This window comes from Nocardioides sp. R-C-SC26, from assembly GCF_021246465.1.
Taxonomy (GTDB): Bacteria; Actinomycetota; Actinomycetes; order Propionibacteriales; family Nocardioidaceae; genus Nocardioides.
On record NZ_JAHRHK010000004.1, the window covers coordinates 236,243 to 252,473 of the forward strand.

General features: G+C 71.8%; 15 protein-coding genes. 4 read left to right on the forward strand and 11 right to left on the reverse strand.

The window, feature by feature from the left end; genetic code table 11:
* Positions 1-9 precede the first annotated feature (9 nt).
* The 5 genes from helR to KSO97_RS05870 all read right to left on the reverse strand — a co-directional run bounded on the left by helR (position 10) and on the right by KSO97_RS05870 (position 7,680).
* Positions 10-2,229 (reverse strand): RNA polymerase recycling motor ATPase HelR, encoded by a 2,220-nt coding sequence (gene helR / locus KSO97_RS05850; RefSeq protein ID WP_232677091.1) that lies wholly within the window; start codon positions 2,227-2,229, stop codon positions 10-12.
* A gap of 227 nt (positions 2,230-2,456) precedes the next feature.
* Positions 2,457-3,644, reverse strand: coding sequence for an acyl-CoA dehydrogenase family protein (locus KSO97_RS05855; RefSeq protein WP_232677092.1), 1,188 nt, complete (start codon positions 3,642-3,644; stop codon positions 2,457-2,459).
* 134 nt (positions 3,645-3,778) lie between these two features.
* Entirely contained in the window at positions 3,779-4,591 is an 813-nt protein-coding gene (locus tag KSO97_RS05860; protein WP_232677094.1) for a 2-phosphosulfolactate phosphatase, read from the reverse strand.
* Positions 4,592-4,607: 16 nt separating this feature from the next.
* Entirely contained in the window at positions 4,608-5,384 is a 777-nt protein-coding gene (locus KSO97_RS05865) for an SDR family NAD(P)-dependent oxidoreductase (RefSeq protein WP_232677095.1), read from the reverse strand.
* Between the two features lie 118 nt (positions 5,385-5,502).
* Positions 5,503-7,680, reverse strand: a complete 2,178-nt coding sequence (locus tag KSO97_RS05870; protein ID WP_232677098.1) for a glutamine synthetase III — start codon at positions 7,678-7,680, stop codon at positions 5,503-5,505.
* A gap of 165 nt (positions 7,681-7,845) precedes the next feature.
* Between KSO97_RS05870 and KSO97_RS05875 the strand changes: the two genes are divergently transcribed.
* Positions 7,846-8,619 carry an NUDIX hydrolase gene (locus KSO97_RS05875; RefSeq protein WP_232677099.1) on the forward strand — a complete coding sequence of 258 codons (774 nt, stop codon included), beginning with the start codon at positions 7,846-7,848 and terminating at the stop codon, positions 8,617-8,619.
* On the opposite strand, the gene KSO97_RS05880 is transcribed toward KSO97_RS05875, so the two are convergent.
* Positions 8,603-9,559 carry an EamA family transporter gene (locus KSO97_RS05880; RefSeq protein WP_232677100.1) on the reverse strand — a complete coding sequence of 319 codons (957 nt, stop codon included), beginning with the start codon at positions 9,557-9,559 and terminating at the stop codon, positions 8,603-8,605. The genes KSO97_RS05875 and KSO97_RS05880 overlap by 17 nt on opposite strands.
* 72 nt (positions 9,560-9,631) lie before the next feature.
* Here KSO97_RS05880 and KSO97_RS05885 point away from each other — a divergent pair, with 72 nt between their 5' ends.
* From KSO97_RS05885 to KSO97_RS05895, 3 genes are read left to right on the forward strand one after another with little or no spacing between them, the layout of a single operon-like run.
* A complete protein-coding gene (locus tag KSO97_RS05885; protein WP_232677102.1) occupies positions 9,632-10,534 on the forward strand; it encodes a LysR family transcriptional regulator in 903 nt (300 codons plus the stop codon).
* 58 nt (positions 10,535-10,592) lie between these two features.
* Positions 10,593-12,143, forward strand: a complete 1,551-nt coding sequence (locus KSO97_RS05890; protein ID WP_232677104.1) for an APC family permease — start codon at positions 10,593-10,595, stop codon at positions 12,141-12,143.
* 5 nt (positions 12,144-12,148) lie between these two features.
* Positions 12,149-12,565, forward strand: coding sequence for a universal stress protein (locus KSO97_RS05895; RefSeq protein ID WP_232677107.1), 417 nt, complete (start codon positions 12,149-12,151; stop codon positions 12,563-12,565).
* Between the two features lie 13 nt (positions 12,566-12,578).
* On the opposite strand, the gene KSO97_RS05900 is transcribed toward KSO97_RS05895, so the two are convergent.
* The 5 genes from KSO97_RS05900 to meaB form a co-directional block, all read right to left on the reverse strand.
* Entirely contained in the window at positions 12,579-12,911 is a 333-nt protein-coding gene (locus KSO97_RS05900; RefSeq protein ID WP_232677108.1) for a hypothetical protein, read from the reverse strand.
* A complete protein-coding gene (locus KSO97_RS05905) occupies positions 12,908-13,669 on the reverse strand; it encodes an EI24 domain-containing protein (protein ID WP_232677109.1) in 762 nt (253 codons plus the stop codon). The genes KSO97_RS05900 and KSO97_RS05905 overlap by 4 nt, the downstream gene beginning before the upstream one ends.
* A 15-nt stretch (positions 13,670-13,684) precedes the next feature.
* The gene (locus KSO97_RS05910; protein WP_232677111.1) at positions 13,685-14,644 is read right to left on the reverse strand and encodes a tetratricopeptide repeat protein; all 960 of its coding nucleotides are present in this window, start codon (positions 14,642-14,644) and stop codon (positions 13,685-13,687) included.
* Between the two features lie 57 nt (positions 14,645-14,701).
* Complete coding sequence (locus tag KSO97_RS05915) at positions 14,702-15,193, reverse strand: MarR family winged helix-turn-helix transcriptional regulator (RefSeq protein WP_232677112.1); 492 nt, start codon at positions 15,191-15,193, stop codon at positions 14,702-14,704.
* A gap of 90 nt (positions 15,194-15,283) precedes the next feature.
* Entirely contained in the window at positions 15,284-16,231 is a 948-nt protein-coding gene (gene meaB / locus KSO97_RS05920) for a methylmalonyl Co-A mutase-associated GTPase MeaB (protein WP_232677114.1), read from the reverse strand.

Here is a 16,231-nt window from a genome sequence, read left to right on the forward strand (position 1 = left end):
ACCCCGCCGTCACGAGACGCCTGGCAGATCGGCGAGGACGACGAGCTGCCGCGTGGCCCGCGTCATCGCCACGTACCGATCGACCGCGCCCGAGGTCCCCTCGCCGAAGCCCGCCGGGTCGAGGAGCACCACCAGGTCGAACTCCAGTCCCTTGGCCGAGACGGGGTCGAGCACCCGCACGCGCGGAGACGTCGGGACGCCCGCCGGCGGGTCGGTGGCGATCACGCACACGCTGCCCTCGTCGTGGTCGCGCAACCAGCTGGTGACGACGTCGGCCAGGTCGGCGAGCGGGCGCTGGGTGACGGGGATCCCCGTGCTACGTACCGAGGTGGGCACGTTCGCGTCGGGCAGCACCGCCCGGATCACCGGCTCCGCGGCCGTCATCACCTCCTCGGGCGTGCGGTAGTTCACCGACAGGCCGGCGAGCTCGACCCGGTCGATCCCGATGCGGGCCAACCGCTCGGCCCAGGTTCCGCTGAACCCGTGCCGCGCCTGCGCGCGATCGCCCACGATCGTCAGGCTCCGCGACGGACAGCGGCGCAGCACCATCTGCCACTGCGCGTCGGTCAGCTCCTGCGCCTCGTCGATCACCACGTGCGCGAACGGACCGTCGAGCTGATCGGCGCCTCCATGCGCCGAGGCATCGGGGCGGTCGGGTTCTCCTGCCAACGCGCCCTGGAGATCCGCGCCTCGCAGCATCGACATGAGCTTCATCTCCGAGTCGTCGACGGCGATCAGGTGGTCGACGACGTGCTCCATCTCGCGGGCCGCTGCGCGCGCCCGCGCTGCGGCCTCCTGACGGTGGCGAGCGGTGTCGGGATCGCCCAGCCGCAGCCGCGCGGCGTCCAGCAGCGGCAGGTCCGACGTCGTCCACGCATCGGGGGCCGCACGACGCACGAGCAGACGGCGCTCGTCGTCGGTGAGCCACGGCGTGCAGCGCCGGAGGTACGCAGGCACCGACCAGAGGTCGGCCACGACGTCCTCGGCGGACAGGCGCGGCCACGCTCCCCCGATGGCCTCGCGCAACTCCGCGCTGCGCTCGATGTCGGCGCGCACCGAGTCGCGCGAGAACCCGTCGCGCTCGTCGAGGCCGTCGACCTTGTCGAGCAGGATCTCCACGAGCGCCGACCACACGACCTCACGGGCCTCGTTGTGCGGGGTCCCCGGGTCGGGAGCGGCGAACGCCTCCGCCCAGTCGGCGGTGCTCAGCCAGAGGTCGCCCGCCTCGGTGGAGATCTCCAGCCCCTGCGTCGGCGGCTCCTCGTAGAGCGCGACGGCGGGTTCGATCGCCTCGACCATCGCGGCGGACTCCTTGAGCCGGGCGACGGCCGGGTCGGGCTCGACCCCCGCCTCACCGCCTACCGGCACCAGGTCATCGAGCGTGCAGGTCCGCACGCTGTCCTCCCCCAGGCTCGGCAGCACGTCCTCGACGTAAGCCAGATAGGGGCGATGCGGCCCGATCACCAGCACACCTCCGCGCCCGGCACCGAGTCGTGGGTCGGCGTGCAGGAGGTAGGCCGCCCGGTGCAGCGCGACCACCGTCTTGCCCGTGCCCGGGCCGCCGTCGACGACCAGCGCGCCGCGCGAGTCCGCTCGGATGATGGCGTCCTGGTCGGCCGCGATCGTCGCGAGCACGTCCCGCATCCGCGCGGTGCGGCTGGCACCCAGGCTGGCGATGAAGGACGACTGGTCGTCCAGCGCAGCCGTGGCGACCTCCTGCCGCGCACCGACGTCGCCGGTCTCCGGGCCGAGGGCGAACACCTCGTCCCAGTAGTCCACGACCCGGTCGCGGTGCCACCGGTACCGACGTCGGCTCGCCAACCCGTGGGGCCGCGCGTGCGTGGCGGCGAAGAAGGGCTCGGCGGCCGGAGTCCGCCAGTCGACCAGCACGCGCTCGCCGTCCGCGTCGCTGAGGCCGATGCGACCGACGTAGGTGACCACGCCGTCCTCGGCGACCATCCGGCCCAGGCACACGTCGACCCCGAAGCGGTCGAGAAGACGACGCCGCGCGGTGAGGCGATGGACGTCGAGATCGCGGTTCATCGCGGACTCGCCGTGCCGACCGCCGTCCGTGCGGCGGGCGTCGGCGAGCCTGGCGTCGAGGTCGGAGACGGCGTGCTCGAGCGAGGAGGCGACGGCGGCCAGGTGGTGCTCGTCGTCAGCGATCAGGGCCGGGGCGGCCTTGGCGGAGAGGTGCTGGGGAAGGGCGAAGAAGACACTCACGACCATCGATGGTGAGGCCGATAGGGGGTCTTGCGGCAAGCCCCCCGTGCCGCTATACCTTGAAACTGGAGGACGACGGCGACCCGCATCGCGGCCACCAGGCCCTCCCACTGGCACTCACGAAGGACGACGGCCGGTCACCCGTGGGGTGACCGGCCGTCGTGCGTGCNCCCCAGGGGGGCAGCGCCGGGCCCCGGGGGGGGGCCCCCCCCGTCGTGCGTGCGGGAGGCCTCTCAGATCATCGGGCGCATGTGGCCCGGAGCCTCCACGTCGATCATCGAGAGCGCCGAGGCGTGGTTGACCAGGCCGGGGACGTTGATGGCGTGCGCCAGACCCATGTGGGCGTCGCGCCAGAAGCGCTGCAGCGGGTGATCCATCCGCATGCCGTTGCCGCCCGAGCGGGCGACGATCTCGTCGACCGCCCGCACCGCGCGCCACGACGACGCCACCTGGTTGCGGCGTCCGAGCGAGCGCTCCCCGAACTCGTACTCCTTGCCCTGAGCGACGCCGTCGTAGACGCGGCTGACGCCGTCGAGCAGCGTGACGCGGGACGCGTGGATCTCCGCGGCCGCCTCCGCGATCGCGTTCATCACGTACGGGTCGTCCTTGACCTTGCGGCCGGTGATCTGCACGCGGGTCTTCTGGTAGGCGAGGTGGTGGGCGAGCGCGCCCTCGCAGATACCGATGATCGCCGAGGTGATGCCCAGCGGGAAGATCGCCGAGAACGGCATCTGGTAGGTCGGGTTGGTCAGGCCGCGGTCGCGCCAGGCCGAGCCGTCGGCGAGCGCGTCGTAGAAGACGGTGCGGTAGTCGGGGATGAAGGCGTCCTTGACGACGATGTCCTTCGATCCGGTGCCCTTGAGGCCCACGACGTTCCAGGAGTCGTCGACGATCGTGTAGTCGCTGCGCGGGATCAGCACGTGCACGAGCTTGGGCGCGGGGTCGAAGATCGGCACGCCGTTCTCGTCACCGAGCAGCGCCCCGAGGAACAGCCACTGGCAGTGGTCGGTGCCGGAGGAGAACTGCCAGTGACCACTGAACTGGTAGCCGCCGTCGACCGGCTTGAGCACGCCCATCGGGGCGTAGGGCGACCCGATCCAGACGTCGGGGTCCTCGCCCCAGATCTCCTTCTGGGCCCGCTCGTCCACGAAGGCCATCTCCCAGGGGTGGACGCCGACGATGCCGGAGAGCCAACCCGTGGATCCGTCCAACTGCGCCAGGCGCATGGTCACCTCGGCCCACTCCGCCGGGTGGCACTCCTGACCGCCGAACGCGGCAGGCTGCAGCATCCGCATCACGCCGGACTCGCGCAGCAGATCGGCGGAGCGGTCGCTGAGACGCCCCAGCTGCTCGTTCTCCGGACCGAGCGAGGCCAGCTCCTCGGCACGCTCTTCGATCCGCTGCATCACGTTGTCGGTCATCGCCAGCTCCTGTCGCCAAACTAGAACGAGTTCTAGTTTGCCCGTTCGGGGCCTTTCGCGCCAGCCACACGCCCAAGTTCGTCGGTGCAGGCTTCGCGGCTGGCCTCGCGAGCAGGCATCCGGCGCGCGTGGCGCTAGGAGCGGCCCTCGCGGGGCGCGTCGACGAACACGCCGTCGCGCAGGGTCGGGACGACGTTGCTCGAGCCCCACCCGGCGGCGACGTCGACATCCTCGGCGAAGCCGTTGTCGACCAGCTCGCGACCCGAAGCGCACGACAGAAGGGCCGCGCTCAGGTCCGGACGCACCGCGCCGAACGCCGTCCGGGCGAGGTCGGCCTCGGGGCTCAGCGATCCAGCGGTCTCCGGCAGTGCGGTGACCAGCGCCTCGATGACGGCGCCGGCTCCCCAGAGGTCCTCGACGGCAGGGCGCAGCCCACCGTCGGGCCATCGCTCCCCCGCCGGCACCACCCTCACCCGCGCTCCGGAGGTCATCCGGCCGGCCAGGTAGGCACCGACAGCGGGGGCGTTCAGCAGCGAGGCGAGCACCACCTCGACACCGGACTCCGCCAGACGCGCGCAGATCGTCGAGCCGTTAGGGGACGGCAGCACGACACGATCGACGCCGTCGACCGATGCCATCGCCGCGGGCGAGAGGCTCACGCCGATGCCGCTCCGGCGCTGCTCGAAGCGGCCCACGGCCAGGACGGCGTCGAACCGCTCAGCCGTCTCCTCGGCGCGCTCGTCACGCCACCGACAGGGCACCACCTCGATCCCTCGCCCGAGCGCCACGGTCGCGGTCGTGGTGAAGGAGAGGACGTCGACGACCACGGCGACGACGTCGGAGCGTGACGCGTCTCCCCCGGTGATCGCGTCGGCACCGGTCGGACCCCACTCCAGCGCGACGTCGTACCCGGACTGACGATGGGCGGCGTCGAAATCCCTCGCCATCGAGCGTCCGGGCCCGTCAGCCGGCGAGATGGCCGTGGTCGACCAGCTGGATGCTGCCGTGCACCGACGAGGCGTCGTCGGAGGCCAGGAACGCGACGACGGCGGCGACGCTGTCGGCGGACATGAAGCCGCGCTTCGCCGAGATGCGCATGATCAGGTCCCAGTCGGCGCCCTCGGGCACCGAGATGTCGTGCACCTGCGGGGTGTCCATGCCGCCGGGGCACACGCAGTTCACCCGCAGGGGCTCGTTGAGGTACTCCACGGCCAGGGCCTTGGTCAGCCCGACGATGCCGTGCTTGGCCGCGGTGTAGGCGGCGGAGTAGGTCTCGCCGTGGATGCCGGCGACCGAGGCGACGTTGACGATGTTGCCCGCGCCTTCGGGAGAGGCGAGCAGGTGCGGGATCGCTGCCTGCGCCATGAAGAAGGCCCCGCTGAGGTTGACGGCGAGGTCGTGATGCCACTCCTCCTCGGTCACGTCCGTGGTGATCCGGAAGTCGTGCCGCCCCGCGTTGTTGACCAGGACGTCGAGCCGGCCGAACGCCTCCACGGTCGCGGCGACGGCGGCGCGGCAGTCCGCAGCGGAGGCGACGTCGAGAGGGCCGAAGCGCACCTCGCCGGGCAGCTCCGCACACGACGCCGCCACCTCGGCCAGCCGCTCCTGGTCGCGCGCCGCGGCGTAGACCATGCCGCCGCCCGCAGCGATCCGCCGCACGACCGCGGCGCCGAGCCCGGACGACGCTCCCGTGACCAGGGCCGTGCGGCCGGCGAAGACGTCGGAGATGCGCAGAGTCATGGCGGCACCGTAGCGCCGCCCCGGTGGTTGAGGTGCCCGAGCGCCCGCGAGGGCCTCGAAACCCCCGACGGCCACGGCAGGTGCGTGACTCACCGGGTCTCGTGACGGTCGCATCGACTCAGAGGATGTAGAGCATCTCCTGGTAGGTCGGCAGCGACCACAGGTCGTCGGCCACCAGGCCCTCGAGAGCGTCCGCGGCCGTTCGCACCGCGGCCATCGCCGGCAGGACGGCGTCGCGGCAGTAGGTCGCGGCGACCAGCAGGTCCTCGTCGTGCTCGTGCGCCAAGGCGGTCCCGAGGTCGGCGAGACCGGTCTTGAGCTCGCCGATCGCCGCGGTGACGGTCATCAGGGTCGACGTGTCGGCCTCGACCCCGGCAGCCTTCAGCGCCGCGACGTTCTGCGCCAGCTCGGTCTGGTAGCGCACGGCCGCGGGCAGCACGGTGGTCGTGCCCATCTCGAGCATGAGGTTGCCCTCGACGCCGATGGTCATGACGTACTGCTCACAGCCGATCTCGTAGCGGCTGTGCATCTCCCGCTCGTTGAAGACCGCGTACTTGCCGAAGAGCTCGATCGCCTCGGGCGAGATCAGCTCGGGCAGCGCGTCGACGGTGGTGCGCAGGTTCTTCAGGCCGCGTTGGGCGGCCTCGACGGGCCACTCGTCGGAGTAGCCGTTGCCGTTGAAGATGGCGGCGCCGTGGTCGGCGACGATCGTGGCGAGCAGCGTCTGCACCGCCTCGTTGAAGTCGGTGCCCGCTGCGACGGCGTCCTCGAGGGTGGTGGCGCAGAAGTCCAGCGCCTCGGCCATGATCGTGTTGATCACGACCATCGGAGCAGCGACGGTCTGCAGCGAGCCCGGCGCGCGGAACTCGAAGCGGTTGCCGGTGAACGCGAACGGCGAGGTGCGGTTGCGGTCGCCGGGGTCCTGGCCCAGCGGCGGCAGGGTGTCGACGCCGATCAGCAGCGTGCCGCTCTCTTTCGAGCGAGTCGCGCCGCCCTTGGCGATCTGGTCGAAGACGTCGGCGAGCTGGTCGCCGAGGAAGATCGAGATGATCGCCGGCGGGGCCTCGTTGGCGCCGAGCCGGTGGTCATTGGACGCCGAGGCGACCGAGGCGCGCAGCAGTCCGCCGTACTGGTGCACCGCGCGGATCACCGCGGCGCAGAACACCAGGAACTGGGCGTTGTCGTGGGGGGTGTCGCCGGGAACCAGCAGGCTGCCGAGCTCGGAGTTCCCCACCGAGAAGTTCACGTGCTTTCCGGAGCCGTTGACGCCCGCGAACGGCTTCTCGTGGAAGAGGCACTCCATGCCGTGCTTCTTCGCCACGGTCTTGAACGTGGTCATCAGCAGCTGCTGGTGGTCGGAGGCCTCGTTGGCGCGCTCGAACATCGGCGCCACCTCGAACTGCCCCGGAGCGACCTCGTTGTGGCGGGTCTTGGCCGGGATCCCGAGCTTGAACAGCTCCCGCTCGGTCTCCATCATGAAGCCGAGCACGCGCTCGGGGATGGCACCGAAGTAGTGGTCGTCGAACTCCTGACCCTTCGGCGGCTTCGCGCCGAACAGGGTGCGACCGGCGTTCAGCAGGTCCGGCCGGGCGTGGAAGAAGTGGCTGTCGACCAGGAAGTACTCCTGCTCGGGGCCGCAGTAGGCCACCACGCGCTCGGGGTCGTCGTGGCCGAAGAGACGCAGCACGCGCTCGGCGTGCACCGCCATCGCCTGCTGCGAGCGCAGCACGGGCGTCTTGTGGTCCAGCGCCTCGCCGGTCATCGAGATGAAGACCGTCGGGATGCACAGCGTGTTGCCGTTCGGGTTCTCCAGCACGTAGGCCGGGCTCATCACGTCCCAGCCGGTGTAGCCACGCGCCTCGAAGGTGTTGCGCAGGCCGCCGTTCGGGAACGAGGACGCGTCCGGCTCGCCCTGCACCAGGGTCTTGCCCGAGAACGACGCCAGCGCCGTGCCGTCGCCGACCGGGTCCAGGAAGCTGTCGTGCTTCTCCGCCGTCAGGCCGGTCAGCGGGTAGAAGACGTGGGCGTAGTGGGTCGCGCCCTTCTCCAGCGCCCAGTCCTTCATCGCCGAGGCGACGGCGTCGGCCACCTCCGGATCCAGAGGCGCCGACTTCTCGATGGTGGAGAGCACCGACTTGTAGATCAGCTTCGGGAGTCGCTTCTGCATGACCTGCAGGCTGAACACGTTCTCGCCGAAGATCTCGCCCGGCTCCTCGCCGGGGTCGAAGCTGAACGGCGGCGGCGTGAAGGCCTGGACGGCGGCGATCGCCTGGAGACGGACGGGGTTCGCGGTCATGGTGCTCCCTGGTGCTTGCGGTGCCGGTCTCGGGTCCGGCGCGTAGCGCGACCGTAGAGCTGTTATGTGGCGGGAATGTTTCGTGGCCGTCACACAGGCCCACGGCCTGGTCCAGCGGTGTGATGCGTGCGTCACATCGACCCTCCGGGCTACTAGCATCAGGGCGTGCCCGACACCCGCTGGACCACGGTCGACGAGCGAGTCGCGCGGATCTCCTGGCCCCCGGACGAGAACGTCGACGTCGTGCGCCGCGAGGTCGCGCAGGCGCTCGTCGACCACGACCGGGTCGAGGCGTGGATCGAGGCCGCCGACGAGGCCGGGCAGCGCATCGCAACGTGGTCGGGCATGCGACGCGAGGGGGTGATGCGCGGGGTCGCCCAGGACCGCATCGTCTACGCCCGACTCGCCACCGACGTGCCGCTCAACGAGCCCGGAGGATTCCGCGCACTGCTGAACTCCTTCCTGCCGCGCAAGCGCGCGATCAGCCAGCTGCTCGTCCGCGACCACGACGACCGCGTGCTGCTCTGCCAGCTGACCTACAAGCAGGACTGGGACCTGCCCGGCGGCGTCGTGGAGGTCGGCGAGTCGCCGCACCTCGCCGTCCGCCGCGAGGTGCAGGAGGAGCTGGGGCTCGACCTGGAGGCCGGTTCCCTCCTGCTCACCGACTGGCTCCCCCCGTGGGGAGGCTGGGACGACGCCCTGTGCCTGGTCTTCGACGGCGGCGTCCACGACGCTGGGGTGGCCGACCGGATCGTGCGGCAGGAGCGCGAGATCCGCTCCGCATCGTTCTGCACCCTCGAGGAGGTACGGGAGCGCTGCGCCGATTTCACCGCGCGCCGGATCGAGGCGGCGCTGGGCCACCTCGCCGCACCGGGGCCGAAGACGACCTACACCGAGAGCGGAGTCGCGATGTCCGACTCCACTAGCGCGCCGCAGTAGGGACCGACACCGCGGCCGGCAGCACTGGTGGGGTCGGCAGCGGCGGCGCCAGCCTCCGTCCGGCTCCCCGCATCGCGATCAGCACACCGGACACCATCACGACGCCTCCCGCGGCCTCGCCCGCCGTCGGCACGTCGCCGAGCAGCAGCCAGGCCGAGCACATCGCCACGACCGGGGCGAGCAGCACCCATGGCACCACCGACGCCGAAGGGTTGCGGGCGAGCAGCCCGTTGAACACGCCGTAGCCCACCAGTGAGGCCAGACCGGCGGTGTAGAGGGTCGAGACGCCCGCCTCCCACCCGAAGGCGCCCACCGAATGCGCCACCCCGGCAGGCCCGTCGACGATCAAGGCGAGCAGCACCAACGGGATCGGCACGACGGTGGCCGACCACACGGTCAGCGACAGCCCGGCACCACTCCGCGTCGAGTCGGCTGCCGCACCCGAGGCGCGCGAGAGCACGTTGCCGATCGCCCAGGAGAACGCGGCCAGCAGGCAGACGAGCAGCGCGCCGAGCGGGACGTCGCCCCCGCGCCCCAGCGCCACCACGGCGAGACCGGCGCAGCCCAGCAGCACTCCCGCGAGCTGCAGCGGTCGCGGTCGCTCGCGCAGCGTGAGCGCGGCGAGCGCGACGGTGAGGATCACCTGCGCCTGCAGCACCAGGGCCGCGATCCCCGGCGGCATCCCGGCGGCCATGGCGAGATAGAGCAGCCCGAACTGTCCCATCGACATGAAGACGCCGATGGCGGCCACCGTGCGCCACGGCAACGCCGGACGGGGGACGAGCAGCACCGCCGGGAAGACCACCACGGCGAAGCGGATCGCGACGAACAGCAGCGGCGCGACACCGTCGGGCCCGCCCATACCCCAGTCGATGACCACGAAGTTGAAGCCCCAGATGGACGCCACCAGGGCGGCGAGGAGGCAGTCGCGACGACTCATGCGACCAGCCTGACGATGATGATCGTGAAGCACCAGCGAATACTTCTGCACCGTTTCTTGTAGCATCCCTACATGCTCGATCTGTCGGCCCTGACCTCGCTTCAGGCCGTCGCCACCCACGGCTCGGTCAGCGCCGCGGCGGATGTGCTCGGCTTCACGCCGAGCGCGGTCTCCCAGCAGATCAAGCGGCTCGAGCGTCAGACGGGCGTCGACCTGCTGGAGCGCGTGGGCCGCGGCGTCATGCTCACCGAACCCGGGCGCCGTCTCGTCGCCGACGGCGACCGACTGCTGCGCGACCTCGAGGCCGTCGAGGCCGCACTGCACCAGGACGCCGGCACCGTCACCGGGCATCTGCGGGTGGCGGCGTTCTCGACCGCGATGCGCGGACTGGTCGGTCCGGCGATCCGACACGTGCTCGACGCCCACCCCGACCTCCGGGTCACCCTGACCGAGCACGAACCGTGGGACGTCGTCGACCTCGTCGCCGCCGGTCAGCTCGAGCTCGGTCTCGTGCACCAGTGGGGCGACGTCAGCATCGAGATGCCCGAGCACCTCGAACGCACCGACGTCGCGGCCGACCTCGCCGACGTGATCGTGCACCGCAGCCACCCGCTCGCCGACCGTGACGTCGTCACCCCGCGCGACCTGGTCGAGGAAGGCTGGATCGCGACCCCCGAGGGCACGATCTGCCGGCAGTGGCTGAGCCGCATGTACGACGGCACCGGGCGACGTCCGCTGATCGCCCACGTCTCGATGGAGTTCGAGTCGCACCTGGCACTGGTGGAGGCCCGCCTGGGCATCGCGCTCGTGCCGCGCCTGGGGCGAGCCGACCTCGGAAGCGAGCTGGTCGCGATCCCGGCACGCGATCCGGTACCGACACGCGCGGTCGTCGCGGTCCACCGACGCACGATGGGCAGCTCTCCCGCGGTGCGCGCCGTCCTCGAGGCCCTGTCGGATGCCGCCGCGATGCAGTAGAACCTGATCTGTCGCGTTCCGCCCCTGGTGCCGAACCGCGGCGGAAGGGGACGCCACCATGACCGACGCACCGAGTGGGGCCGGGCCCGGCGCAGGCCCGAGCGCCGAGCCACCGCAGGGCGAGCTCAATGCCGGCGCGATCGGCTTCGTGGATGCGCTCGTCATCGGTCTGGCCGCGACCTCGCCGGCCTACTCCCTCGCGGCCGTGATCGGCGCGATCACTGCGGCCGTCGGCGTCTACGCGCCGGGGGCGCTGCTCGCCTCCTTCGTGCCGATGGCCCTGATCGCGACAGCGTTCCTCTACCTTAACCGTGTCGACCAGGACTGCGGCACGACCTTCAGCTGGGTGACCCGGGCGATGGGGCCGTGGTTCGGGTGGATCGGCGGGTGGGCGATCACCATGACCGGCGTCCTGGTCGTCGGCTCGCTGGCCGACGTCGGCGTCAGCTTCAGCCTGCGCACGGTGGGCTTGGACGCCGCCGCCGACAACGCCTGGATCCGGATGCCCCTGGCGATCGCGCTCATCCTGGTCCTGACCTGGATCTGCGTGCTCGGCACCGACGTCTCCGCCCGACTCCAGAACGCGTTGATCATCGCCCAGGTCGTCTCGCTCCTGGTGTTCGCCGCGATCGCGATCGGGCGCGCCGTCGCCGACGACAGCCCGCTCGACCCGATCACGCCGTCGTGGGAGTGGATCAACCCGTTCGGCGCCGGGGGCGCCGAACTCACCACGGCACTGCTGCTCGGCGTCTTCGCCTACTGGGGCTGGGAATCCGCGGTGGACCTGAGCGAGGAGACCACCGACGGCAACTCCACGCCGGGGCGGGCCGCCGTGTGGTCGGCGTTCGTCCTGCTCCTGACCTACCTCGCGGTCGGCGCAGCGGTGGTCGCCTTCGCCGGGCCGGCCTGGCTCAGCGACAACGCCGGCGAGGAGGAGTTCGTCTTCGCCGAGCTCGCCGATCTCGTGATGGGCGACTGGGGGTGGGTCGTGCTCGCCTCCGTCGCCACATCGGCCATCGCCTCGACCCAGACCACGATCATCCCGGCATCGCGCACCGGTCTCTCGATGGCCCGACGTCATGCCCTCCCGGCGCGGTTCGGTCGGATCGATCCGCGGCACCGCACCCCGCACGTCAGCACCTGGTGGGTCGCCGGCATCGCCATCGTCTGGTACGTCGCCATCTACCAGGTGAGCGAGAACGCGCTGTTCGACTCGCTGACCGCGCTCGCCCTGCTGATCGCGTTCTACTACGCGCTCACGGGGATCGCATGCGCTGTGTACTACCGCCGCCATCTCTTCGAGAGCGTGCGCAACCTCGTGCTGATCGGCGTCGGACCGTTGCTCGGCGCGGGCCTGCTGATCTGGCTGCTCGTGCTGTCGGTGCGCGACATGTCCGACCCGGCCAACTCCTACTCCGGGCAGTCGTGGCTGGGCGTGGGCCCACCGCTGGTGATCGGCGTCGGGATCTTCCTGGCCGGCATCGTGGTGATGCTCGTGTGGCGGGTGCAGGACTCCCGGTTCTGGCAGGAGCGCGCGGGCCTGCCGGACCCCGACGTCGTCCACGGCCTGAAGCAGGCTGCGGCCGACCCCGACGGACTGGAAGGCTGAGGCCCATGGCGGTGGTGCTGGGTTACGACGAGTCACCGGGGTCCGATGCGGCCCTGGCGACGGCGATCTCGGTCGCCTCGCGCTTCGGTGAGCCGCTCGTGCTCGTCTACGGCGCCGCTCCCCCGGGCGGACTCGGCGACGAGGCGGGAGCGCATCGGGAGGCGCTCCGCGAACTCGGGCGCACAGCTCTCTCGCATGCCGTGGAGCGGGCGCACGAGGCCGGCGTCGACACGCGGGTCGAACTCGTCGACGCCAAGCCCGCGCAGGCGCTGCTCCAGGTCGCCGACGCCCACGACGCGACGGTGATCGTCGTCGGCACCGCCGGCGAGAGCCCGCTCAAAGGCGCCATGCTCGGCTCGACGCCGCACAAGCTGCTGCACCTCAGCACGCGTCCGGTGCTGTGCGTCCCCGGACCCTCCTGACGGAGTCAGGCCCTCAGCCGTCCACCGGGTTCTGCCGGTGCCTCCAGCGCCTCCACCGCACGGCGACGACGCCTCCGAGCAGGAGCAGACCGCCGAGCAGGTACGCACCGAGCAGTCGCGCCTCGGTGACCGAGTCGGGCGCCTTGGGCCGCTCCGGCGCCACGAACGCCGCCGGTTGCAGCAGCAGCCCCGCCGTCCACGCCAGCACCATCGTGGCAAGCGCGATCCCGGCGACCGGGAAGAGCCGGAACAGGCGGTTCGGCGCGATCACCATGAGCACGAGACAGCCGACCATCACCGCCACCGAGACGAGGGCGACGGCGTGGAAGACCGACGGCGGCGTCACCGACGCTGCGCGCTCTCGGCGTCCAGCAGGTCGCGTGCGAGCATCGTCGCCCCGGCCACCGCAGCCGGCATCGTCAGCACCGCCCCGAGCGGGACCATGAAGCAGACCTGGGCGACCACCCCGAAGCCGGTCACCTCGCGCGGGTGCCGCGCGAGAAAGCGGTCGGTCGCGGCGCGGTCGTAGCCGCGCGACTGCAGCGGTCGTTCGAGCAGCTCGCGTGCGAGTGCGCGTCCGTTGATCGCCACTCCCGCGCCGATTCCGAGCACCGGACCGACCACCGGCACGACCCCCGAGACGACGACCAGCGCCGACGTCGCCACGCCGCGAGCAGTCAGCACGACGGCGTCGCGCACGGTCTCCACGAAGCCGACGCCGTCCTCGGCGGGCACCGGACCGCCGAGCTCGGTCTCGACCGCGCGCCAGATCCGCTCGTAGGCCGGCTCGCCGACCAGCAGGGAGAGACCGGTGAAGGCCGCGCTGGCGAGAAGCGCCGCCGCCAACAGGAGAGCGATCGCGAGGAGCACCCGCGCGAGCCCACGGAGAGGATCGGCCCAGTCGTCGGCGAACGGCGTCACCCACCCGACGATGTCGCCCACGTGCAGCGCGAGCAGCACCCACGCCGTCGCCAGGACGAGGAAGACGACGAGTGCCGGCGCGATGCCGAGCACGAGCAGACCGGGACGCCGGCGCAGGAAGCGCCACCCGTCGAGGAGATGACGGGCGCCACCGCTGACCCCGCTCGCGCCGACGGCGGGCATCGGTTCAGACCCTGCTCAGAACAGCGCCGAGGCGAGGTTCTGGCGGCCTCGCAGCACACGCGGGTCGTCGTTGCCGACAGCGCCGAACAGGTCGATCAGGTGCTCGCGCACCCGGTCGCGCTCCTTGTCGGCGGTGCGGGCGATGAGATCGGTCAGACGCTTGAAGGCATCGTCGACATGGCCCCCGAGCAGGTCGAGATCGGCGACGAGGAGCTGGGCGTCGATGTCGTCGGGCGCCGAGGCGGCGGCGTCCCGGGCTGCGTTGAGGTCGACGCCCCGGGTGCGCTGCAGCACCTTGGCCATGGCAAGGCCGGCGGCGGCCTCGGCATCGGCCGGGTTGGCGTCGACGAGCTTCTGGTACTCCGCCACGGCACCGTCGATGTCGTTGCGCGCGAGCGCGTCCTCGGCAGCGGCGTAGCGCGGGTCGCTCGCCTCGCCGTCGACGTCGTCCTCAGCACCGGCGTGGTGCAACGGCTGGTGGCGGCCGGTCATGCCCTGGGCGGTCAGGCCCTGCATGACCTGGTTGAGCATGGCGCGCAGCTGGTCGATCGGCACGACGTCCTGCAGGAGCGGCGCGGGACGGCCGTCGAGCACGGCGACGACGTACGGGATCGAGGGCACCTGCATCGCCTGCGCGATCTCGGGTGTCGCGTCGACGTCGACGAGACCGGCGATGAAGCGGCCCTCGTACTCGCCGGAGACGATCGCGAGGTCGCGCGCGAGGTCGAGGCTCTCGGGGAGTCGCGACTCGGAGAACAGCACCAGGAACACCGGCGCGGTCATCGACATCTCGACGACCTGCTGGAAGTTCTCCGCTGTCACCTCCACCGCATAGGACGACGGGCCGGCGGCACCGCCACCCGCGGGCGAGGCTCCGGAGGGAGCCGGCGCCGCCGGGCCGCCCACCGGAGGAGCGGGTCGCTTCAGGGCCGAGAGATCGATGGCACCACGACGTCCGAACGGCTGCTGCGACATGCCCGTCATCCTAGGGACAGCACGCCCGGCGACGTGCGCGAGGGCGAGGCGCGGGGGCTACGGTGCGAAGTCGCCCGCTCGCTCGCGGATCGGCGCCAGCAACGCCGACACCGCGGCGAGGTCGTCGTCGAGCACGCCCTCGAGGGTGAAGTTCGCGTCGACGAGATCGCGGGTCGCACGCTCGACGAGTGCTCGCCCCTCGGGCGTGATCTCGGCCAGGACGGCCCGGCCGTCGTCGGGGTGCGGGCGCCGGGCGATCAGTCCGTCGTCGGCGAGCCGCTTGGCGATCGAGGTCACCGACGTCGGGTGCACCTGGAGGCGCTCCCCCATCTTGCCGAGCGGCAGCGAACCCCGTGAGGAGAACACGAGCAGCACCAGTGCCTCGTAGCGGGCGAAGGTGAGACCGTGCGGCCGCAGGATCTGGTCGAGCCGACCGATCACCAACTGCTGGACGCGCATGAGCGAGGTGACGGCGTGCATCGCCGGCACGGCACCCCAGCGATCGCCCCACTGGCGCGCGGCCTCATCGATCGGATCGAACGGCAGCATCGGACCATCTTGGCGTGTCAGAGCCCCGGACGGGCGCGGGGGTCCGCGTGTCGGGCCACCCGACGACGGTGCGGGCTCGGCGAAGCGGGGTCAGCCGTGCTCGAGCAGACGGTCGGCCGCGGCATACGGATCGGTCGTGCCCGCCGCGACGCCGTCGGCCAGCGACTCCAACTCCGCGTGCCCTCCGACGTCGCCCCACCGAGCGCGCAGCGCGGCGACGGCGATCGCCTCGATCTCGGCTCGCGCGCGCGCGGAGCGACGCTTGGTCAGCGTGTCCGTCTCCCGCAGCCAGGCCAGGTGCTGGTCGAGCGCGGCGACGACCTCGGGCACGCCCTGGCCGGTCTGGGCCACGGTCTGCAGCACAGGCTGCTCCCAGCCGCCCTGACGGCGGCCGGCGAGTGCCAGCATGGAGCGCAGGTCGCGGCTGACCCTGCCCGCGCCGTCGCGATCGGCCTTGTTGACGACGTAGAGGTCGCCGATCTCCAGGATCCCGGCCTTCGCAGCCTGGATACCGTCGCCGAGCCCTGGCGCGAGCAGCACCATCGTGGTGTCGGCGAGGCCGGCGATCTCCACCTCGCTCTGCCCCACGCCGACGGTCTCGACGAGGATGACGTCGTAGCCCGCGGCGTCCAGGACGCGGATCGCCTGGGGCGTGGTCCACGCCAGGCCACCGAGATGACCGCGTGAGGCCATCGAGCGGATGTAGACCCCCGGATCGGTGGTGTGGTCGCCCATCCGCACGCGGTCGCCGAGCAGAGCCCCGCCGGAGAACGGCGAGGACGGGTCCACGGCGAGCACGCCGACGCGGCGGCCGAGCGCGCGCAGCTCGCGCAGCAGCGCACTGGTCGAGGTGGACTTCCCGACGCCGGGAGAGCCGGTGATGCCGACGACGTGGGCGTGCCCGGTGTGCGGCGCGAGCGCCGCCATCACCTGGCGCAGCGAGGCCGACTCGTCCTCGACGAGGCTGATCAGCCTCGCCACCGCGCGGACGTCGCCGTCGCGCGCGGCCGCAACGGGGGGGGGGGGCGGCGACGGCAG